24 protein-coding genes are annotated in these 20,883 nt (G+C 44.1%); 10 read left to right on the forward strand and 14 right to left on the reverse strand.

The features are described 5' to 3' along the window. Positions 1–5 precede the first annotated feature (5 nt). From flgH to flgB, 7 genes are read right to left on the reverse strand one after another with little or no spacing between them, the layout of a single operon-like run. On the reverse strand, positions 6–668 hold the full coding sequence (gene flgH, locus JEZ96_RS17230; RefSeq protein ID WP_011920053.1) for a flagellar basal body L-ring protein FlgH: 663 nt from the start codon (positions 666–668) through the stop codon (positions 6–8). 10 nt (positions 669–678) lie between these two features. Beyond that, positions 679–1,464: a flagellar basal-body rod protein FlgG gene (gene flgG / locus JEZ96_RS17235; RefSeq protein ID WP_011787864.1), complete on the reverse strand. Its 786-nt coding sequence runs from the start codon at positions 1,462–1,464 to the stop codon at positions 679–681. 11 nt (positions 1,465–1,475) lie between these two features. Then, complete coding sequence (locus tag JEZ96_RS17240; protein WP_011787863.1) at positions 1,476–2,210, reverse strand: flagellar basal body rod protein FlgF; 735 nt, start codon at positions 2,208–2,210, stop codon at positions 1,476–1,478. 14 nt (positions 2,211–2,224) lie between these two features. Beyond that, positions 2,225–3,412 carry a flagellar hook protein FlgE gene (flgE, locus tag JEZ96_RS17245; protein WP_025008123.1) on the reverse strand — a complete coding sequence of 396 codons (1,188 nt, stop codon included), beginning with the start codon at positions 3,410–3,412 and terminating at the stop codon, positions 2,225–2,227. A gap of 21 nt (positions 3,413–3,433) precedes the next feature. After that, positions 3,434–4,096 carry a flagellar hook assembly protein FlgD gene (locus JEZ96_RS17250; RefSeq protein ID WP_011787861.1) on the reverse strand — a complete coding sequence of 221 codons (663 nt, stop codon included), beginning with the start codon at positions 4,094–4,096 and terminating at the stop codon, positions 3,434–3,436. A 1-nt stretch (position 4,097) separates the two neighbouring features. Then, a complete protein-coding gene (gene flgC / locus JEZ96_RS17255; RefSeq protein WP_025008122.1) occupies positions 4,098–4,514 on the reverse strand; it encodes a flagellar basal body rod protein FlgC in 417 nt (138 codons plus the stop codon). Between the two features lie 8 nt (positions 4,515–4,522). Further along, positions 4,523–4,873 carry a flagellar basal body rod protein FlgB gene (gene flgB, locus JEZ96_RS17260; RefSeq protein WP_011787859.1) on the reverse strand — a complete coding sequence of 117 codons (351 nt, stop codon included), beginning with the start codon at positions 4,871–4,873 and terminating at the stop codon, positions 4,523–4,525. 97 nt (positions 4,874–4,970) lie between these two features. On the opposite strand from flgB, the gene flgA reads away from it, so the two are divergent. From flgA to JEZ96_RS17275, 3 genes are all read left to right on the forward strand, one after another. Beyond that, complete coding sequence (gene flgA / locus JEZ96_RS17265; RefSeq protein WP_025008121.1) at positions 4,971–5,708, forward strand: flagellar basal body P-ring formation chaperone FlgA; 738 nt, start codon at positions 4,971–4,973, stop codon at positions 5,706–5,708. 99 nt (positions 5,709–5,807) lie between these two features. Further along, entirely contained in the window at positions 5,808–6,092 is a 285-nt protein-coding gene (flgM, locus tag JEZ96_RS17270) for a flagellar biosynthesis anti-sigma factor FlgM (protein WP_011787857.1), read from the forward strand. Continuing rightward, positions 6,082–6,537 (forward strand): flagellar protein FlgN, encoded by a 456-nt coding sequence (locus JEZ96_RS17275; protein WP_011787856.1) that lies wholly within the window; start codon positions 6,082–6,084, stop codon positions 6,535–6,537. Before flgM ends, JEZ96_RS17275 begins: the two co-directional genes overlap by 11 nt. Positions 6,538–6,613: 76 nt before the next feature. Here the strand turns inward: JEZ96_RS17275 and JEZ96_RS17280 are convergent, their stop codons facing one another. The 7 genes from JEZ96_RS17280 to JEZ96_RS17310 are packed head-to-tail and all read right to left on the reverse strand — an operon-like array spanning position 6,614 to position 13,415. Next, positions 6,614–7,036 carry a hypothetical protein gene (locus tag JEZ96_RS17280; RefSeq protein WP_011787855.1) on the reverse strand — a complete coding sequence of 141 codons (423 nt, stop codon included), beginning with the start codon at positions 7,034–7,036 and terminating at the stop codon, positions 6,614–6,616. Continuing rightward, on the reverse strand, positions 7,014–8,363 hold the full coding sequence (locus JEZ96_RS17285) for a FliI/YscN family ATPase (RefSeq protein WP_011787854.1): 1,350 nt from the start codon (positions 8,361–8,363) through the stop codon (positions 7,014–7,016). Before JEZ96_RS17285 ends, JEZ96_RS17280 begins: the two co-directional genes overlap by 23 nt. Further along, a complete protein-coding gene (fliH, locus tag JEZ96_RS17290; protein WP_011787853.1) occupies positions 8,341–9,048 on the reverse strand; it encodes a flagellar assembly protein FliH in 708 nt (235 codons plus the stop codon). Before fliH ends, JEZ96_RS17285 begins: the two co-directional genes overlap by 23 nt. After that, positions 9,048–10,034: a flagellar motor switch protein FliG gene (locus tag JEZ96_RS17295; RefSeq protein WP_011787852.1), complete on the reverse strand. Its 987-nt coding sequence runs from the start codon at positions 10,032–10,034 to the stop codon at positions 9,048–9,050. The genes fliH and JEZ96_RS17295 overlap by 1 nt, the downstream gene beginning before the upstream one ends. 16 nt (positions 10,035–10,050) lie before the next feature. Beyond that, entirely contained in the window at positions 10,051–11,727 is a 1,677-nt protein-coding gene (gene fliF / locus JEZ96_RS17300) for a flagellar basal-body MS-ring/collar protein FliF (RefSeq protein ID WP_011787851.1), read from the reverse strand. Positions 11,728–11,739: 12 nt separating this feature from the next. After that, positions 11,740–12,078, reverse strand: coding sequence for a flagellar hook-basal body complex protein FliE (fliE, locus tag JEZ96_RS17305; protein WP_011787850.1), 339 nt, complete (start codon positions 12,076–12,078; stop codon positions 11,740–11,742). Between the two features lie 26 nt (positions 12,079–12,104). Next, positions 12,105–13,415, reverse strand: coding sequence for a sigma-54 dependent transcriptional regulator (locus JEZ96_RS17310; RefSeq protein ID WP_011787849.1), 1,311 nt, complete (start codon positions 13,413–13,415; stop codon positions 12,105–12,107). Positions 13,416–14,490: 1,075 nt separating this feature from the next. On the opposite strand from JEZ96_RS17310, the gene JEZ96_RS17315 reads away from it, so the two are divergent. From JEZ96_RS17315 to flhA, 7 genes are read left to right on the forward strand one after another with little or no spacing between them, the layout of a single operon-like run. After that, the gene (locus tag JEZ96_RS17315) at positions 14,491–15,372 is read left to right on the forward strand and encodes a FliM/FliN family flagellar motor switch protein (protein ID WP_011787848.1); all 882 of its coding nucleotides are present in this window, start codon (positions 14,491–14,493) and stop codon (positions 15,370–15,372) included. Then, positions 15,365–15,724 carry a FliM/FliN family flagellar motor switch protein gene (locus JEZ96_RS17320; protein ID WP_025008807.1) on the forward strand — a complete coding sequence of 120 codons (360 nt, stop codon included), beginning with the start codon at positions 15,365–15,367 and terminating at the stop codon, positions 15,722–15,724. The genes JEZ96_RS17315 and JEZ96_RS17320 overlap by 8 nt, the downstream gene beginning before the upstream one ends. Further along, entirely contained in the window at positions 15,721–16,455 is a 735-nt protein-coding gene (gene fliP / locus JEZ96_RS17325; protein WP_011787846.1) for a flagellar type III secretion system pore protein FliP, read from the forward strand. The genes JEZ96_RS17320 and fliP overlap by 4 nt, the downstream gene beginning before the upstream one ends. 4 nt (positions 16,456–16,459) lie before the next feature. Continuing rightward, positions 16,460–16,729 (forward strand): flagellar biosynthetic protein FliQ, encoded by a 270-nt coding sequence (locus tag JEZ96_RS17330; protein WP_011787845.1) that lies wholly within the window; start codon positions 16,460–16,462, stop codon positions 16,727–16,729. 1 nt (position 16,730) lies between these two features. Further along, positions 16,731–17,510: a flagellar biosynthetic protein FliR gene (gene fliR, locus JEZ96_RS17335; RefSeq protein WP_011920057.1), complete on the forward strand. Its 780-nt coding sequence runs from the start codon at positions 16,731–16,733 to the stop codon at positions 17,508–17,510. Continuing rightward, positions 17,507–18,637 carry a flagellar biosynthesis protein FlhB gene (gene flhB, locus JEZ96_RS17340; protein WP_011787843.1) on the forward strand — a complete coding sequence of 377 codons (1,131 nt, stop codon included), beginning with the start codon at positions 17,507–17,509 and terminating at the stop codon, positions 18,635–18,637. Before fliR ends, flhB begins: the two co-directional genes overlap by 4 nt. Positions 18,638–18,652: 15 nt before the next feature. After that, on the forward strand, positions 18,653–20,734 hold the full coding sequence (gene flhA / locus JEZ96_RS17345) for a flagellar biosynthesis protein FlhA (protein WP_011787842.1): 2,082 nt from the start codon (positions 18,653–18,655) through the stop codon (positions 20,732–20,734). Positions 20,735–20,883 lie beyond the last annotated feature (149 nt).

Consider the following 20,883-nt stretch of genomic DNA (forward strand, 5'->3'; position numbering starts at 1 on the left):
CTTGGTTAAAGCGGGAACCATGGGCTATTAAAGTAGCGAGAAGCCCACCCCATAGCATTACTGTCGGCAATAGCGCCTTGACCACCATAAATAATTCTGGCATCGGCAATACGCTGCGATGATATGGTGTTGTTATTGCCAATATCATCGGTACGTATGATGCCAAGCAGGCGTAAATATTCATCGCCTTGATTTAATCGCAGCCATTTTTCACCACGGATCAACAAGGTGCCATTAGGCAAAACCTTAGAGACGGTAACGGTAATCGAACCTGATAATTGGTTTTGCTGTGTACTGGAACCTGCGCCATTAAACCCTCGAGAAAAGGAGGTTTTACCATCCGCATCGGCGGTTTTTTCGCCGACATTTCCCTTAAGTCCCATGCCAATATCTTGTTCTTTATTCGTTTTGGTATCCGCTTTTTTACTCGAATAAGTTTTTTCATCTAACGCAACAGTTAAAATATCGCCCTCACGGAAAGCACGTTTATCCTTAAATAGCGTCAACATGTAGCCGGGACGATAAAGACTGCCATCTTTTGCATCTGGCAAGCTGTAGTCAATTTCTGGTGGAGCCCACTCTTTGGTTCCAGGTTTGGTTTCCTGATCTGGAATATGTGACATACAACCCGACAGCAGTGCAAAACATAAAAGCCATAACCAGTGCATTACCGCCTCCCTAAACCGATTGATTGAGGAATTTGAGCATATCGTCTGAGGCTGAAACGACCTTGGCATTCATCTCATATGCTCTTTGGGTAGAAATCATTTCAACCATTTCTTCCACTACATTGACGTTTGCGCCCTCTAGTGCGCCCTGTCTTAAAGCACCTAAAGCTTGATCACCAGCGACACCTTCAACAGCCACACCCGATGCAGCAGTTTCACGGTAAAGGTTGTCACCACGTGCCTCTAATCCTGCTGGATTGGTAAAATTAACCAGTGTGATTTGACCTAAATCTTGTGGCTCAGCTTCGCCAGCCATTTGTGCAGTAACAACACCATCACTGGCAATCGTGACAGTTAACGCATCTTCAGGGATCACAATATTAGGCACTAAGGGTAGCCCTTGCGACGTGACCATCATGCCTTCACTGCTGCGATAAAACTGACCATCACGGGTATAAGCAAGATCGCCATTAGGTTCTTCAACTTGAAAAAAACCATGGCCTTGAATCGCCAAATCCAGTTGCTGACTGGTATTTTGCATATCCCCTGTCGTGAATATCTTTTGGGTACCCACGACCCTTGTACCAGCTCCGAGTTGTAATCCAGAGGGGAGGTTATTTAATGCATCGACCTGACCGCCCGGCTGACGCTGGACTTGATAAAAAAGATCATTAAAGGCGACACGATCACGCTTAAAGCCTGTGGTATTCACGTTTGCCAAGTTGTTGGCAATGGCGGTCATTTTCGTATCTTGTGCTGTTAGGCCAGTTTTACTTACCCATAACGCTGATTGCATACCACTAATCCTTAAACATTACCCAGCAAACGATTACCAGCCTCAGCTAGTTTTTCGGCACTTTTCATTAACTTAACCTGAATTTCAAACTGACGGCTCAGATCCATCGACGCAATAAGCTCCGACACGGCCTGCACGTTACTCGATTCAAGGAATCCACTATCGACCAGTACGCCATCATCCTGCGCCATCAACTGACCATCTCGGCCGTAAAGCAAACCATCTTGGCCTTTTTGCATTAAAGCTAAATCGGGATTGACTAGTTTTAATCGACCAACTTCTTCAATGATCCCACCTTCTGAAGGCAACACACTGACGGTACCATCTTCACCGATGAACAGATCTTTATGCTCAGGGAGTACGATAGGGCCATCGTTTCCTAATACTGGCCGGCCATCAATGGTTAACTCTCCCTCGGCATTAGCAATCAAAGCCCCTGAACGGGTATAAGCCTCGCCCCCCTCGACGGCAACCGTAAATAATCCACGGTCCCGAATCGCCAAATCCAAGGTTCGACCTGTAGGGTTGATCACCCCACTTTGGTGGCTAAAACCACTGTTTTCGGTCTGCGCCATTACCCGCGTATTTAAGCTATTACCTTGAGCAGCCAAAGCAACCGCATTCACCCGCTCTAGATCGGCTTTAAACCCTGCGGTTTCAGCGTTAGCCAAGTTATTCGCACGAATACTTTGCGCTTCAAGAATACGAACTGCACCGCTCGCCGCGGTATAAAGCATCTTCTCCATGTTAGCGTCTCGTATTAAATGGCATTAAGTAACGCTTGCTGCATTGTCGAGTTAACATCAAGCACTTTAGCGTTGGACTGATAATTACGCTGTGCCGACATAAGGTTAACCATTTCAGCAGTCGTATCGACATTCGAGCCCTCTAAATACCCGCCAGTTACGGTTCCCATAGTGCCCGTTGATGGCGCGCCAGTAATCGCTTGTCCCGCCGTATTAGTCGCGACCCAAGCATTGTTACTCACTGCGGACAAACCATTTGGATTGCTGAAGTTAGCAAGGATGACTTGTCCCTGTAACTGCTCTTGGCCGTTGGTATAAGTGCCATACAGCATACCGTTATCATCTAAGCGCACCCCTTTCAATTCACCCGAGGTATAACCGTCTTGAGATAAGCTGGAGTTGTTGTATTTGGCGGCATACTGAGTGCTTTTATCGAAATTAATTTCAAACTGGAGGTTGGATGCGCCGTTAGGTAAGGTAAGATCGAAGGCTTGTTTGGTCGTTGCTGGGTCTAAAACACCTTTAGCATCAAATGTTAATGTCGTTTGTTCGGTGAGTTGAACGCCATCCAGAGTATAATTAACAGTCCATTCATTCGGTGCAGTTTTGACATAATACTGAGTCACAACATGCTCTGCACCCAAGGAATCATAAACGCTAGTCGTTCCAATTGAGTGATAGCTATTGATATCTTTAGGATCAAAAGCAACGGCTATAGGGTCTACTCTGGCATCTAAATTGGAAACAAGGCCAACTTGAGTTGTCGCTTTTGCTGCAAGTGATGCGGTTTGTACCTGTAAATCACCCACATTACCTTGCTGGATTTTTCCAGTGGCATTCACAGAATATCCCTGCAAACGACTGCCTACGGGGTCGGTAATGAAGCCTTGGCTATCCTTATGGAACATCCCCGCTCTAGCATACATAGCGCCGCCATCGGTGCCCTTAAGCACAAAGAAGCCTTCTCCTTGAATGCCCATATCAAGTTGACGGCCTGTGTACGTTAAGCTGCCACCCTTAGAGAAGTTCTGCGTCGTGGACATCACACTAACACCACCCGCTTGGCCACCGTTATAGATAGATGCAAACTCGCTGCGTCCACCACGGAAACCATTGGTTGATGCGTTGGCGATGTTATTACTGATGGTATTGAGGTCTTGGGTCGTCGCCTGTAATCCACTTAAAGCTATGTTAAATGACATCTTAATTTCCTATAAAATGAGTTACGAAACTTCAGAAATATTGAGAACTGAAATCACACCGACACCATGGCCCATTTCAGCCATCATCATGCCCGATGCACTGGAAAAATGGATTCGCTCTATCGGTGCTTTTATATACGTAGGCGCGACTAAACTATTTTCACCCAGTGTCGCCTTCGCTTTGATTTCATATTGGCCTTTTTCTAATCCCAGCTCATCTGGATCGATAGCAAAACGAATATCACCGACAGCTTGCGCACCTAATTGCATAGTATGGACAACTTGCCCTTCGGAATTCACAATCTCGATATCGAGTGCTTCAACCGCATTCTCCAAATACACTTTTCCCTCAACCGTTTCACCATCGAGCTTAAATTCAGACACAGGCACCATGGCATTCTTGCCGATCAAAGACGCCGATTGCACAATGCCTAAATTTTCCATCATGATCATTTGGTTGGATTGATTCTTCCGCATCCCTTCTAAACTTTCGACCTGCGAAAACTGCGCTAGCTGAGAGATATATTCAGCACTGTTAAGCGGTTTGGTCGGGTCTTGGTTTTTAATCTGCGCAATCATTAATGTCATAAATTCATTTTTTAATGATGCTGCATCATTCCCCGGTGCCGCCAATGCGCCAGCAGGATTCTGGACTGGGTTATTTGTTGCGCTAGCCACTTCCATGCTATTTATTTCCTAGTTGCAATAAGCCCTGCTGCATAGAGCGAGCACGATTCATCACTTCTACACTGGTCTCAAATGAACGGCTCGCTGCCATCATGTCAGCCATTTCTTCAATGGTGTTTACGTTAGAATAAGCGACATAACCTTGTTCATCGGCAAAGGGATGATTCGGCTCATAACGCATATCTAATGGCGCATCCGCCTGCACTATATCGCTCACCTCAATCGACGCTCCGATAGCCCCTTGTTGAGTTGAATCGTAAATAGTGGCAAATACCGGCTTTAAGGCACGATAGGCTGACTCAGGAGTTTCTGCAGCGGCCCCCGCATTAGCGAGGTTACTCGCCACCGTATTTAGACGTATGGTCTGGGCATTCATGCCAGCACCCGCTATCTGATAAATATCACCAAATGACATATAGGCTCCTAACGACCTTCAATGGCAGATTTTAGACCTGCTATTTTCATGTTCAAAAAAGTCAAACTCGTTTGATAATCCATCGCATTCTGTGAATATCTCGCCTGTTCTTTACCGAGTTCCACGGTATTATCATCGGCGGAGTTTTGATAAGGCATGCGATAAGCAAGACTGTACTGTTGATTCATTTGCATGCCAGCTTCAACCTGCTTCATGGCTGCCTTGAAATCTAAATCTCTTGCTTTATACCCTGGAGTTTCGGCATTGATTAAATTGCTCGCTAATACCTTGCTTCTCTCCACTCTAAAATCGAGTGTCTGAGGATGTATTCCTAATGCTTTATCAAGGTTGATAGCCATCTAAACTCCTAGTACTGTATGCCTAAATTAATATCGATGGCCAAGCAGCTTACAATTAGCATGCCAATATACTTATCAATATAAAACAGTTGGTTACATGAACGCGTTACGAATAGACGGAAAGTCTTTTTCCCTCATTTTGTTATTGAGCCTATTACTACTTCCGCTCAATGTGCAGGCGAAAGGGAAGCTTTCTGCAACTGAGCAAATATCTCAGCAAATGACAAATGCCGTGTCAGCCGAAATTGCACGCTGGCAAGAGTCGCAGGAGATCAAAAAGATCAGTAAAAAAATCTCACTACACATTCCATCGAGTACGGCAAAATTAAAAACGTGTAGTACAGCGCTGAATATTGAAGCTGCCAAAGGACTCCCTTTTGGTCGGCTCCAGCGCAAAGTCAGTTGCAGTTCTGAAGGTTGGTCACTGTATGTTCGCGCTAAGGTTGATCTCAGTGCTTACATTCCTGTCACGAGTAAAACCCTCGAACGGGATGAGGTTGTCACAGCAGAAAATTTACAATGGAAAATGCTGCAATTAACGGCATCAGATCAAGATATCATTACCGATGAAAAGCATATTTTAGGTCAGGCTGTAGCTAGAAAAATAAGGAAAAACAAACCAATAAGAACGAATAACCTAAGCGCGCCATGGCTTGTGAGCATCGGAGAGGAAGTGATTATCGAGGCAGCCAGTGCCACCTTTTATGCCAATATGCTAGGGGTCGCGATGGATGCAGGTAAGCAGGGAGATGCCATTCGAGTGAGAAATACAAGTTCAGGCAAAATCATTACCGCTTACCCAGTTGCAAAAGGCAGAGTGCAAACCCGCTTTTAGGCTGTAGACCGGATCTAAATAAATCAAAATTTTATTTTAGAAAAACACCATTAGGGTCGCCTATATCTAGTATCAGACCATTTATGACGATGAACATCTATGGAAATTAATAAAATTAACAGTGCGTTAAGCACTGATTTCAACACAAGTAAAAGCGTTAATACGCCAAAAAAGCCTGTTGCATCAGAAAATTTACCAGCATCTGCGAAGCAAGATATTAGTGATGACTGGCAATTACTGGAACAAACCCATAAAGAGTTACACACTATCTCTGATGTTGATACGGATAAAGTCGCAGCCATTCGTCAAGCATTAAGTAACGGTAGCTTTGAACTGAGCTTAGATAAAATTGCAGAAAAGATACTGATACAACATGGAAAATAGCCAAGTAAATAAGCGTGAACTCGTTCAAAGCTTAATACGGGACATTCGTCAAGATCTTGATGGATATAGCCAACTAAAAGCGATGCTTAAGCATCAACGTGAATTAATGCAGCGCAGAGATAATGATGCACTCCTTGCCCACAACGAGCGTCAAACGGCACTTTGCAATAAACTCGCGTTAAGAGCTAAACAACGTAGTGAAAATCTCGCAATTCTCGGTTTTAATGGTGACAACACGGGTATGAAGCGTTTAATTACCGCCCTACCCGATCACTTAAGACCACAAATTAAAATGTCATGGGACAACTTACAACTGTTAGTCAAAGATAGCCAAACTGCCAATGAAACCAACGGACGGTTACTTGTGATGCAACAAGAAACCATTAACCGAATTTTGAATCGCGATGGCCAACACCAAGAAATTGATTACGGCGCCAAACGCTAAGTAAACTCTATGAGCGGGAGTGTCCAAAGCACTCTATCATAGGCAAGAGTGGTATTGTGGTGACTCCCTGAACTGATTAACTTTTCTTCTTATAATAGATACCTGCCATATCATCAACTATGGCCTGCTCATTGCGAGCCACTCGCGCCTTTTCCTGAAGATGTGTTTGTTTTTCAAGCCACTTTAAACTTTGTTGACGCCCTAACTGTTTACGCCAAAGCCGATCAATACGTTGTTGCTCCTGTTGAAGAAACATGTCTTTTTGAACTAACTTTACCCGCATGGGTTCAAGGGCTTGCGCCATACTTGCCGAATTTTGCCAAAGTAAAACATTGCCGCCTTCTTTAGCACCACGGTAAGTAAAAATCATCTGCGACAGGGCTTGATGCTGTTGTTGGTTCAGTTGGACATTCTGGCTGGAATCTTCGCGCTTTTGACCAAGCTGGGCTAACTTTTTTTCAGCTTGTATACATAACTTAGAGAGATGACGCTGGCTCATATCCCATGACTCCCATCAATTGCTCTAACTGCACTAAACTCTCGGCGAGATTGATTTTAGTTTGCGTGGTTTGACGTAAAAATTTTGCCATCTCTGGGTATACACGTACTGCCAGATCCATTTCAGGATCTTGGCCCGCTTGATACCCTCCTAAAGGCAATAAATCTCTCACTTCATTATAACGGCTTAGAATATGCCTAAATATCTGACTCTGCTCGATACTGCTCGCCGTAGCTATCTGCATCGCAAGACGGCTAACCGAGGCATTAATATCAATGGCAGGAAAATGCCCTTGTTCTGCAAGTTTACGGCTCAGTACGATATGACCATCTAAAATAGCCCGTGCAGCATCAGCAACCGGATCCTGCTGATCATCCCCTTCCACTAGAACGGTATAAAAAGCCGTCAGAGTGCCCGTTGGATGCTCACCATTTCCCGCCATTTCAACTAATCTGGGTAACTGTGCAAACGCCGATGGAGGATAACCTTTTGTTGCTGGCGGCTCGCCTAAACTCAGGGCGATTTCACGCTGTGCCTGTGCATAACGCGTCAATGAATCAACCAATAACAACACTTGCTTGCCCTGATCCCGAAAGGCACAGGCAATAGAATGGGATAAGCGCATAGCACGCAAGCGCATGAGTGGGGTAGTATCTGCAGGTGCTGCAATAATCACCGCGCGCTTACGACCCTCTTCGCCGAGCGTTTCCTCAATAAACTCACGCACCTCACGGCCACGCTCACCAATTAAACCCACCACCACAACATCCGCATCGGTAAAACGCGTCATCATGCCGAGTAATACACTTTTACCTACACCAGAGCCCGCAAATAACCCCAGTCGTTGCCCTCTACCTATAGGCAGTAAGCTATTGATGGCACGGATCCCAACGTCAAGCGGTTGCCTGATAGGTTGTCGTAATAATGGGTTATAGCTGGTATGTGATTGCTGAACCTGTGAAACATCGGTGAGATCGCCGAACAAATCGAGTGGCTGGCCGAGCCCATCAAGCACCCTGCCGAGTAATCCATCACCAATCGCAATCGTTTGCTCATGGGTAATAGGCAATACTCTCGCCCCCGGCATCAACCCCTGAGTAGGTTCGATAGGCATAAGGCAAAGTACATCTCGGTGAAAACCAACGACCTCAGCCTCAATTAAACGACCATGACGTCCTTCTATCTGACAACGATCGCCCATGCCAAGCTGACAACCAACGGCTTCCAGCAATAAACCATTGACTCGGATAAGACGTCCATAAACTCGAGCAACCGGTACCCGTGGCCAATCGTCTTGGAAAAAATCAGCCTCCAATATCGGCCTCATGTAACTTGGCTTCAACTAACTTCATGCAGGTATCAAGTCTTGTTTCAACCGAGGCATCTGCATCGGATTTATTACTGACAATACGACAACTGCCCGCCGAAATATTGCTATCTGCAATCAGATTCCAGCCGCGGATTTTATCCTCAGCCAGTTCTTTTAATTTAATCACAGCATTAGGCTCTAAATGGATCTTCATGTCCGATTGATCATCGGGCAAGGCACTCAGCGTTTCTTCCACGAGTTTGAGGATCTGTTGTGGCTGAAGGGTTAGCTCACAGCGTATCACTTGCTGTGAAACCCGACGGACCAAATCAAGGATCAAGTTTTGTTGCTCACGTACCTGTTTAGCATGCCCATCTTCAAGTAATTCCCGCAAGGCACCAAGCGGCACAAGCAGACTATTAAGCTGTTCATTAATAGAGGTTTTACCTGCGGCAACACCTTCCAGTTTACCTTGATGAAAACCTGCCGCATGTCCTGCAATGCGCCCCTCTTCTATCCCCGCCTCATAGCCCGCATTCTTGCCTTGGAGCACGCCTTCCTCATACCCCTCATCAAATGCCTGCTGATAGCTTTGAAAATCACTACCTGTATCTGAGGAATCAACAGCATCATGCAACGCTGGGAAACGATAGCGACGTGCAAGATTCGGATTTAGACGCCAACGTGAATGCTTGTTTTCCATTAGACAACGACCTGCTCTTCAAATAGCTGCAATTCAATTTCACCCTCTTGCATCAATTGTTTAGCAAGCTCCATGATCTCTTTTCGTGCACCGCTCGCTCGGCTAACAGGTACACCCCCTAATGCTTCTATTTGGGTTTCAATCGCCGATGACATCCGCTTAGGTAGCGCATTGAGCAAGGCATCTTTTAATTCAAAATCAATACCCTTTAATGCGAGTGATAAAGTTTCTGAGGGGACTTGCCCTAGCAAGGTTTGTAATGTCTCTTGTTTTTGACGACCTAAAATAATGAAGTCAAACATGTTATCGGTGACGTCAATCGCCATTTGTTTATCATGGAGTTTAATCATTTCCATCAACTGTTCACGATCGCCCTCAAAGCGATTGAGTATATCTGCAACCTGTTTTACACCCGCCACTTGTGTATGACTTTTTTCCATTGCCATCAACATACAACGCTCGACAAGCTCACGTAATTCATCGACAACATTACGATCCAACTCACCCAGTTGTGCAATACGGACAAGCACCTCATCTTGGCTATCGCTCGGTAACATTTTCAATATCTTAGCTGCACTCTCTGCGGGCAAAAGCCCTAACAATACCGCTTGTAATTGACAATGTTCATGGGTGATTTCCCGTGCAAGTAATTGAGGATCAACCCACTCAAGCCGCTTCACTAGCACTTTGATTTCATCACCGTAAATGCTGTCAATTAAACTTTTTGACAGTCTATCCCCGAGCGCAATGTCGAGTGTCTTCTGTAAATAGGAGCGTGAGGCTCTTGCAATACCCGATTGCTCTTTGTAACGCTGGAAAAAACGACTAAGAACAGCTTCTGCTTCTTGCTGAGTAATACTGGATAACCGCGCCATTTTGTGGCTTAAGTGCTGTACGTCGTTACGGTCTAAATGCGCCATCACCCTAGCTGCACCTTCTTCTCCCATACTCAGCAATAACATGGCTGCTTGGGCGTAATTATCCATCTTAATTTCGATTGAGTTATTCACCGTCTTTATCGCCTATCCAATGAGCTATCACTTCTGCAACACGTGCGGGTTCTTTATTTGCCAATAATGCTAAATGTTCCATCTTCACCGTTAAAGGTGATCCTGGTTCAGGCAAACCTTGGCTGCCTAGCCAATCAGCACTCGGTAATTGATGGGCTTGATTAGGTGCATAATCAACCGTTGGCCCATCAAGGGCATTGGCTGATGCCGCACTTAATGCTGCTGGTTCTATACTAGGGGCAGTGATTTGTGCCGTACGAGTTAAGTGTTTAACCAAAGGACGTAAGACAAACAAAATAAGCCCAAAACCGAGGATCCCACCTATGATATAGCGTAAATAGGATTGATAATTTTCGGATTGCCACCAAGGAGAAGTCGGTATTTCAGCCACCACTGTCGGCGTAAATTCAAAAGCATTGATGGTAAAACTGTCACCTCTTGCCGCTGAAAAACCAATGGCATCTTTCACCATGTTGCCAAACTTAACAAGCTGAGCCTCATTATTAAATACCCCTTGACCCGCCGCGCTATTGATGAGTACTGAGACAGAGAGGTTTTCAAGCTGCATTTGTTGGTAACGCACATGACGCACAGAACGTCCAACATCATATTGACGACTTTCCTCTTGCTTCAGATTACGTGTTTTGTCATCCGTTGCCGCGGTCCCGACCTGAGGAGGCTTATTGCTTAAAGCACCAGGGATCCCTGCCGCAATACTATTACTCGAGTCATCAATACTGGTGCGCTCTTGGGTTACGACATTTTGTGGATCGAGTGACTCCTTGGTTTCTTCAACCTGATTGAAGTTAACTTTTGCCGTCACTCGTACTTGGAAATTATCGTGTCCAAGCACAGGCTCCAGCATAGAGGCAGCATTGGCGACTAAACTATGTTCCAACTCACGAGTGTATTGTAATTGCTTATTCCTAGACTGGCTAAGATCTTGATTACCCGAAATGTTTTCACTTAAATACCGACCATCTTGATCAACGACTTTAATATTACTTGCGGTGAGTCCAGTTACACTGCCAGCCACTAAGTTAACAATGGCCTCAACCTGTGATTCAGATAAACGTGTATTGGGGTCAAGCTGCAACATCACAGAGGCCGTGGGTAATTCCGGCTCCTGACGAATAAATAGACTCTGTTTAGGTATGGCTAAATGAACTCTGGCCGCTCTCACTAACTTTAATGACATAATAGTGCGGGCTAACTCACCTTCTAAACTATGGCGATATTTGGCTTGCTCCATAAATTGGCTCGTACCAAGCGCATTATTATCGAGCGCCTCCATACCTGAAGGTACTTTCGCTTTCACGCCTTTCGCCGCCAAGAGCATACGTGCATTACCGACTTGCTCCTCAGCCACCAGCACTGCCCCTGTATTTGCCTCAAGACGGTAATGAATCCCTTCAGCTTCTAATACATTAAGCACTTGAGAGGTATCGACATTTTCTTGGCTACCGTATAAAGGTCGATACCCCGCCGTTGCCGTCCAGAGCATTAACACTATTACGCTGGCAACAACCACAGCGAGTAGCGCTAAGGCAATGACCTGACGATCTCCACGGTTAAACTTATGCCATTTCTGGGTCATATCAGCAATGAGGCCTGACGAACGCTCAGTTCCCGTAATATCCTGACCTGATTGAACAAAAGTGGTAGACATTCACACAATTCCTTAAATAGGCATCTTCATTACATCGTCAAATGCTTGCACAAGACGATTACGAATTTGAAGCATAGTCGCAAAGGACAAACTGGCTTTTTGCGAAGCCACCATAGCACCGACAAGATCATCACTCTTTCCACTATCAACCGCAGTCATCGCCATAGAGGATTGATTCTGATCTTGGTTAACGGCAGCCACCTTACTCTTTATCAAGTCCGTAAATGAGCCATAAGCCTGACCATTATCGGCGGGGTTAGGGGAGATATTGATCGCTCCTTTAGCCACTTCCCGATGAATACTTAAGGTGTCCATTAGCATATTCGAGCTAACTATCGCTCCAGAAGACATATTTTTTCCTATTACTTTGTATCACGCTAAGCAGCGCGGCCCGCTTGTTCTAATAACATTTCAATATCAATCCCTGCTTCCCGCATTTGTACGAGTCGATATCTTAACGCTCTCGTCGTCATCCCTAACGCCTGTGCACTTAAGGTACGTTGCCCATTGAAACGCTTAAGTACGTCGATAATATATTGGAACTCCGCCTGCTGCTTTGAAGCCCTAAGTCCATCAGTCACTTCTGGATGCTCAACCGCCTGCACTTCTAGCTGAATGTTTAAGCCAAGATCGGCAGCTTGTATTGCAAGCCCACGACGCATCACCAATGCCCGCTGGATACAATTTTCTAATTCCCTTACGTTTCCGGGCCAATCATAGGACACAAGGGCTTGCTTTGCGTGCTCACTAAAATAACAAGTACTGGTGGTATCTGGCTGGTGATATAAGTCCAAGAAGTGCTCAGCAAGAGGCAAAATATCTGCCTTTCGATCTCTTAAAGGAGAAATTTTCAACGGTAAAACATCTAAACGATAAAATAAGTCTTCTCTGAAATGGCCGAGCTCTACTGCCTGCCTTAAGTCACGATTAGTAGACGCAATTATCCTGATATCTAACGCTATTGCATGCTGCCCACCCAGCCTTTCCACTTCTCTTTCCTGCAAAACTCGCAGTAATTTCGCCTGCAACGTCAAAGGCATTTCACCAATTTCATCGAGCAATAACGTACCGCCATTGGCTTGCTCAAATTTCCCGGCCTTATCACAAATTGCACCTGTAAAGGCGCCTTTTACGTGCCCAAACAATACGGACTCAAGGATACTTTCTGGAATTGCAGCACAATTAATCGCAATAAAAGGTTTATGTGAACGCGAAGAATGACGGTGAATATAACGAGCGAGAGGTTCTTTGCCTGTACCACTTTCGCCCAGTAATAGAACGCTGGCTTCAGTGGTTGCTGCGCGATGGGCGAGCATCAACAACTGCCGACTGACAGATGCCGATACCACCAAACTAGAGTCAGGTAACTCTAACCGTCGTAATCGATGAATAGACGCGAGCAATTGCTCACTTTCTACGGGAATTAATAAATAGTCTTGAACGCCAGCACGCATCGCTGCGGCGGCTAACTCACCTTGTTCTGGCGCCAACAAAGCAAGCTGGTTACGACTAGGGAAACGAGCGAGATAATCCTTTACGTCACTAGGACTACAATCAGAAAGATTGACGATTGTGAGCCAAGGCAAGTCCATTTTATCATTCCAAAGGCAAAAATTTTCATGCATTATTTTGCATATAAGATCCGCCGATAGATTTAGCCCTTCAATCCGTATACTTAGGCTTCTCACTCGCCAACACCCTCTTGTTTACCGCACATGAAATAACACCTTAGTTAATGGACTAATTTTTTGTGTAATTGAGTTTAAATAAAATTTATTACAACTAACCAAATAGATAATATATTAACCATTTATACTGGCTGGCATATTGAAAAATAAACACTCAATGCGGAAATAAAACTTCCCATTCAGCATAAATCAAAAGAGGAAGCATTGCTTCCCTTGTATAGTGATAACCATATGCTTATTCACTGCATCAAAACTATTACCAAACAAAAAGCATAAAGATCAAAAAACATCCACCACGAACAAAAGTGTGATCCACTTCAAAATTAACCAGTTCTTTAGATATCTATAACAACTGAAGTAAAAATATAAAAGTACAGATAAAAATAGACGCTATGAACCTCTGAATCACTACACCAGATACCACAATTAATCGTGACATCCTGATACATATAACTTAAGACTGACTTATACCAAATATACTTGTAAATTAATATATCAGAATGATAAAAATATTATCATTGCAATAAAATAGTAAACTCAACTTAACTGATTAAATTTACATCAGCAAAACATTATAAACTGCGGTAAAAAGTAAAACCAATATAAAACAATAACTAAGATGGACCGAAGTTATGTTTACAGTATGAAATGACAAAAAATCATTAAAACGTCAAAAAAAACACCATTGCCAAAATAAAGTTTTCACGACAATTTATTGACACAACAAATAAAGAAGTCATTTAATCTAAATAAAAGATTGTACAGTTATCCGTAGCACATTCTCTTTACAAATCACTTTAAATATCATTTCATTCACATTTATTTCTATTTTATCAATAATTATTATTGAATACCTTAGCCGGATTACCTTATTATCAGCCTCGTTTAAAACGGAACGCTTCCTGCATATCTATTCCACACTCCGTTTGACCCTATTGAATATCTATAGATGATTGACTGAGATAAGTAAAAACCTTTAGCACTCGATTTAAGTACGCTTTTTATACAGAAATGAGCATTGTAAGTTACAGACTAAATTCTCGCGGTACTGAAACTGCATTTAATAGGAAGTAAAATGAAGATAACCGCAAAAGCTCGGCTTATTAAAGCGAGTTCGGATGAGATGATCCGGCCTATTATGTTAGTCCAAGAGAAACTCGCTAGAACCCGTTTATTACAACAACTGGTTCAGTTGCATCGCCCACTTATTGATGCCATCAATAACATTTTATCTCCCCTTCTAAGACAGGGGCATTCGGCTGTCTCTAGTTCTCATTTAACTGAACCTAGAAAACCCATTATCCCTGAGCATTACTACGCTTGGTTCATATTGAAGCACCAGCAGAATATTCTGGGTTATTGGAGGATAGATCGTTGTACGCTCGATCAATTAGCAAGTAATTACTATGGCAGTATGTCAACGCCATTAAACTCCCCCTTAAGGGATCCTAGCCAGTCTGAATTTAGATTGGCCAGAAAGTTATTGCTGTCAGTGGTTGATAAGCTGCCAAATAACACAATAGATACCAGTGCTCTTGAAGTTGAATTGATTAAAGGTCAAATGGAGCTTGCTGTGTCGGCGGTATGGTCGTTCAATTTTAGCCAAGAGTCACAAACACCACCGATGCTTTTTTGCTTAACCGAACATTTACTTGGACATTTAGCAGAACAACCTAAAAAATCAGAAGTAAGTGCAGATTTACCTGCAAAATTAGCCATTTGGCTAAAGAATCTTCCAGTAAAAATTCAAGTGACACTTGGGCAACATAACATCCCAGTACACTCCCTTGGTCAGTTAAACACTGGTGATATTTTACCCATTAATTTATATCCAAAAACCTTGTTATCCATCGGAAGTACCCCTCTATTTCATGCAACTGTGCATAGTCATGAAGGGCTGATGGTAGCGAAATTGACTCAAGATGTTTACCAGTATGAGGAGAACGACATTGGCTGAACAACCTATTTTATCGGATGATGATTTTCTATTAGATGACGATATTTTCTCCGAAAAAAGCCTGTCAAAACAGGACACCCAAAGCCGAAAATTGAAGAATAACAATTTTTTTCAACAGCTTCCGGTACAAGTTACTCTCGAACTTGCCAGTGCAGAAATGTCATTAGGTGAGCTAAACCGTATGGGAGAAGGTGATGTTATCGCACTCGATCGTATGGTAGGTGAGCCTCTGGATATCAGAGTCAATGGCGCACTACTCGGTCGAGGTGAAGTCGTAGAAGTCGCAGGTCGATACGGTGTACGTCTGTTAGAAATAGAAAGTATCGCGCTGGATGGGACAATTAACGAATGATAGTTCGGCTGCTTTTACTCTCTACTTTTTTGTTCGTTCCCCACGCTATAGCATCGGAAGGGCTGACCTTATTTACATTGGACAGTGGAGAAAGTAGTCAAGCAGTTAACATTAAACTCGAAATTTTAGCACTCATGACAGCCATTAGCTTTTTGCCTGTCATGTTAATGATGCTTACCAGTTTTACTCGAATTATCATTGTATTAGCCATCCTAAGGCAGGCTCTAGGATTACAACAAAGCCCGCCCAATAGGGTGCTGGTAGGAATAGCGCTAATACTCACTATCTTTATTATGCGTCCCGTGGGAGACAAGATTTATAAAGAGGCTTACCTGCCCTATGATCAGGGTAAGATCGAGTTAATGGAAGCCATTTCGATTGCAAAGGTCCCCTTAACTCGGTTTATGTTGGCACAGACGAGAGAGACAGATCTCGAACAAATGCTAAAAATCGCCAATGAACCTACACATATGAAAACGGCAGAGGAAGTGCCATTTTTTGTTCTGATGCCTGCGTTTGTATTGAGTGAACTCAAAACCGCCTTTCAAATTGGTTTCTTAATCTTCTTGCCTTTCTTGGTTATCGATTTAGTGGTCGCAAGTGTGCTTATGTCGATGGGGATGATGATGCTATCGCCCTTAATTATCTCACTCCCATTTAAGTTAATGATTTTTGTATTGGTCGATGGTTGGGCTATGACAGTCAGCACCTTAACTGCCAGTTTTGGATAGCTAAATGGACATCAATGAACTGACTGCTCTTTTTGCAGATTCCATGTTTCTTGTCATTATGATGGTTTCGGCACTGGTCACGCCAGGGCTGATCCTGGGCTTAATTGTGGCGGTATTTCAAGCCGCAACGCAAGTCAATGAGCAAACCCTCAGTTTTTTGCCGAGACTTATCATTACCTTGCTGATGGTGCTATTTTCAGGCCATTGGCTCATACAACAGCTAAGTGATTTATTTGACAGGTTGTTTATGAATATCCCCCATATTATCGGTTGATATGCTGTCACTGACCTCAACAGAAATCAGTATGCTCATCGGCGGCTTTTGGTGGCCATTTTGCCGGATCATGGGTGCTTTTATGATAATGCCACTCTTGGGTAATGCTTATGTACCCGTGATGGTAAGAATTTTTCTTGCGCTCAGTATCGCTGCATTGCTCGCACCTATGCTCCCACCCGTTCCACCTGTCGACGCAATCTCACTCGCGTCACTTTTTTTAGCCATTGAACAGCTACTCATTGGGTTTATGCTCGCATTATTTTTAACGCTGCTAATCCATGTAATGACCATGCTTGGCAATATTATGTCCATGCAGATGGGACTCGCCATGGCAGTTATGAACGATCCTGCCAATGGTGACTCAAGCCCGATCATCAGCGAATGGTTTCAAATTTTTGGCACTTTGATTTTTCTTGCACTCAATGGCCACTTAGTTGCCATCAATATCATTGTGGATAGTTTCCGTTTATGGCCGATTGGTCATGGCATTTTTGAATTACCACTCATGGGGTTAGTGAGCCGATTGGCTTGGCTGTTTGCGGCATCACTTATGCTCGCCATACCAGCAGTACTTGCCATGCTAATGGTCAATATTACTTTCGGAGTGCTAAGTCGCTCTGCGCCCTCATTAAATATCTTCTCACTCGGATTTCCCATGACGATGTTAATGGGGTTGCTCTGTGTTTTTCTGTCACTGAGTGGCATACCTAGTCGTTACAGCGATCTCTGTTTAGATGCCTTGACCGCCATGTATCAATTTATAGGTGGGATCACATGAGCCAAACGCAGCAACAAGACAAAACAGAAGAAGCCACACCGCAAAAGCTACGCAAAGCAAGAAAAGAGGGGCAAGTACCCCGCTCTAAAGATCTTGCCTCAGCCGCTCTTGTCCTTGGCTGCTCCGTTATGCTCACCAGTAATGCGAACTGGTTCGCGACAAAAGTCAGTGGATTAACCAAATACAATATGTTGCTCACGCGTGCTGAGTTAGATCAACCTGACATGATGGTACGTCACCTTGGTACTAGCCTAGTTGAAATGTTAACTATCTTGAGCCCACTTTTTATTATGGTCGCACTGCTCGCCGCCATTGCAGGGGCATTGCCTGGTGGCCCTATATTTAATGTTGGAAACGCTAATTTTAAATACAGCCGAATTGATCCTATCGCAGGAGTAGGAAGAATATTTTCCACTCAATCCCTTGTTGAGTTGCTTAAATCCTGTTTAAAAATCGTGCTTCTGATCAGTATCATGCTGGTTTTTTTGAATGGTCACTTACAGAGTTTACTCAGTTATAGTCATCGCCCAATTGACGAAGCCGTCCGTGATGGCATAAATCTTTTATCCCAAGGAATGCTTTACCTCGGAGTAGGACTACTCGTCATCGCTTTTATCGATGTGCCATACCAATACTGGCATCACAAAAAACAATTGCGAATGTCGCGCCAAGAGGTAAAAGACGAGCATACCCAGCAAGAAGGTAAACCTGAGATCAAGGCGAAGATCCGTCAGTTACAACAACGCATGGCTAGATCCCGTGCTGATACGACTATACCGAAAGCAGATGTCCTTTTAGTCAATCCGACTCACTATGCCGTAGCATTAAAATACAATCCTGACTTAGCCGATGCACCTTATGTATTAACAAAAGGTACCGAAGAACTGGCTCTCTATATGCGAGAACTGGCCAAAAAACATGGTGTCGAAATTATTGATATCCCACCTCTCACTCGGGCTATCTACCATTCAACACAAGTCGATCAACAGATCCCCAGTGCATTGTTTATCGCCATCGCGCACGTATTAAGTTATGTCATGCAAATAAAAGCCTCTCGTAAGGGTTTACAACAAAAACCTGAACCTTTGCCACACTTTTTTATTCCACCCCATTTACGTCACGATTGAAGGATTGCTTAACCTATGAATTGGCTACGACGCACCTTTTCAGGAAATTACAGCTATATTGGTATTCCAGTTATGCTGCTCGCTATTCTCGCTATGGTGATTCTGCCGCTACCGGCATGGCTACTAGACATTTTATTTACGTTTAACATCGTTCTTGCCGTGATGGTGCTACTGGTGAGTGTGTCTATCAGGCGGCCGCTCGAGTTTTCCGTATTTCCCACCTTGTTACTACTTGCCACCTTAATGCGTTTAACCTTAAACGTCGCATCAACGCGCGTGGTGCTGATTGAGGGCCACGAAGGTGGCGATTCGGCGGGTAAGGTCATTCAAGCCTTCGGTGAAGTCGTTATTGGTGGAAACTATGTTGTCGGTGCCGTTATCTTCCTCATTTTAATGATAATTAACTTTGTTGTTATCACTAAAGGTGGCGAACGGATCTCCGAGGTCTCGGCACGGTTTACGTTAGATGCCTTACCCGGTAAACAGATGGCTATCGATGCCGATCTCAATGCTGGCACGCTAACCCACGAACAAGCACGCGTACGTCGTCAAGATGTTGCTAGGGAAGCCGACTTTTACGGTTCCATGGATGGGGCATCAAAATTTGTTAGAGGTGATGCCATTGCGGGGCTATTAATCTTAGCCATCAACATTATTGGCGGGATCTGCATAGGTATCTTTATGCATGATCTCAGCGCCGCTGAAGCCTTTAAAACCTATGCCTTATTAACCATTGGTGACGGCCTTGTCGCACAAATTCCATCGTTACTGCTCGCCACCGCTGCCGCCATTATTGTCACACGTGTTTCCGATGCGGAAGAAATGCCGACTCAGTTAAGTCGACAATTATTAGCCAATCCAAAAACCTTAGCTACCGCGGCCATTGTGATGGGAATTCTTGGGATAACTCCGGGAATGCCAGCATTAGTCTTCCTATCTTTTGCGATATTGCTTGGTTTCGCCGCATGGAAGCAAAACCAAAATAGGGCTGCTTTTACCGAAGAAAAAACCGAAGAACTGATAGAAACGAGCCTAACAGAACCTTCAGCGCCTAGCTGGGAATCACTTCCCTTTATCGATATTATCGAAGTGCGATTAGGCTATAGACTGGTCCATTTAGTTGAAAAAACGAAAGGTGCAGAGTTACAGAAGCGCCTTACAGGGATCAGACGCACGCTATCAGAACAAATCGGATTTTTACTCTCAGAAGTCAGAGTGCGTGATAACTTAGCCTTAGCGCCACATGCGTATCAAATCAACTTTATGGGAACACAGGTGGCCATTGCAGAACTCGAACCCGATTTGCTGTTAGCCATAAAAAGTGGCCCCGTCTATGGCAAGATTGATGGGATCTTAACCAAAGAACCCGCCTATCAAATGGATGCCATCTGGATCCAACCAGATTTAAAGGCTAAAGCACTCAACTTGGGTTACTCAGTGGTCGATAACGCAACCATTATTGCCACTCATGTGAGTAAATTATTGCGTGAGTCACTGCCTGAGTTATTGCAACATGATGATATTATGCAATTAACTGACAGACTCAGTAAGCAAGCACCAAAACTCGCTGAATCACTCAGTACGAGCTTAACCCCCATTCAGTTACTCAAAGTTTTTCGCTTGTTACTCAAAGAACAAGTGCCGCTTAAAGATATACGCACCATAGCGACAACCTTGCTGGAATGTAGCGAACAAACTAAAGATCCGGTATTACTTGCAGCGGATGTGCGCTGCGCCTTACGCAATAGCATATTGCACCAAATTGCTGGCAGCAGTGCGCAGTTAAATGTACTCACACTTACCGCTGAGTTAGAACAAACATTAATGACCGCATTAAATCAATCACAACAGCAAGGGCGTGTATCGCTTGATAGCTTCCCAATAGAACCGAACCTACTTGCACAGCTGCAACAAAAAATGCCGCAATTACTCGCTGATACAAAAGAGAAAGGCTACAACCCCATTCTACTTGTATCACCACAACTTAGGCCCTTCCTCGCCCGTTACGCATTAGCATTCGCAAGAGGGTTGCATGTTTTATCCTACAATGAAGTCCCTGAAACAAAAGAGCTGATGATTGCAGGACAACTTGGGTAATTAGAGACATAGATCCCTCTCGCGTTATCAAATTTTTATCGTACAACAAGCATCAATGGCAGAACGCTAAGCTAACTAGCGTTCAACATTGATGCCATATGCACTGAGCACGATTTAGCACTCAGGATTAAAAAGTTGAATGCTGAGCG

It is taken from the genome of Shewanella putrefaciens (assembly GCF_016406325.1).
Taxonomy (GTDB): domain Bacteria; phylum Pseudomonadota; class Gammaproteobacteria; order Enterobacterales; family Shewanellaceae; genus Shewanella; species Shewanella putrefaciens.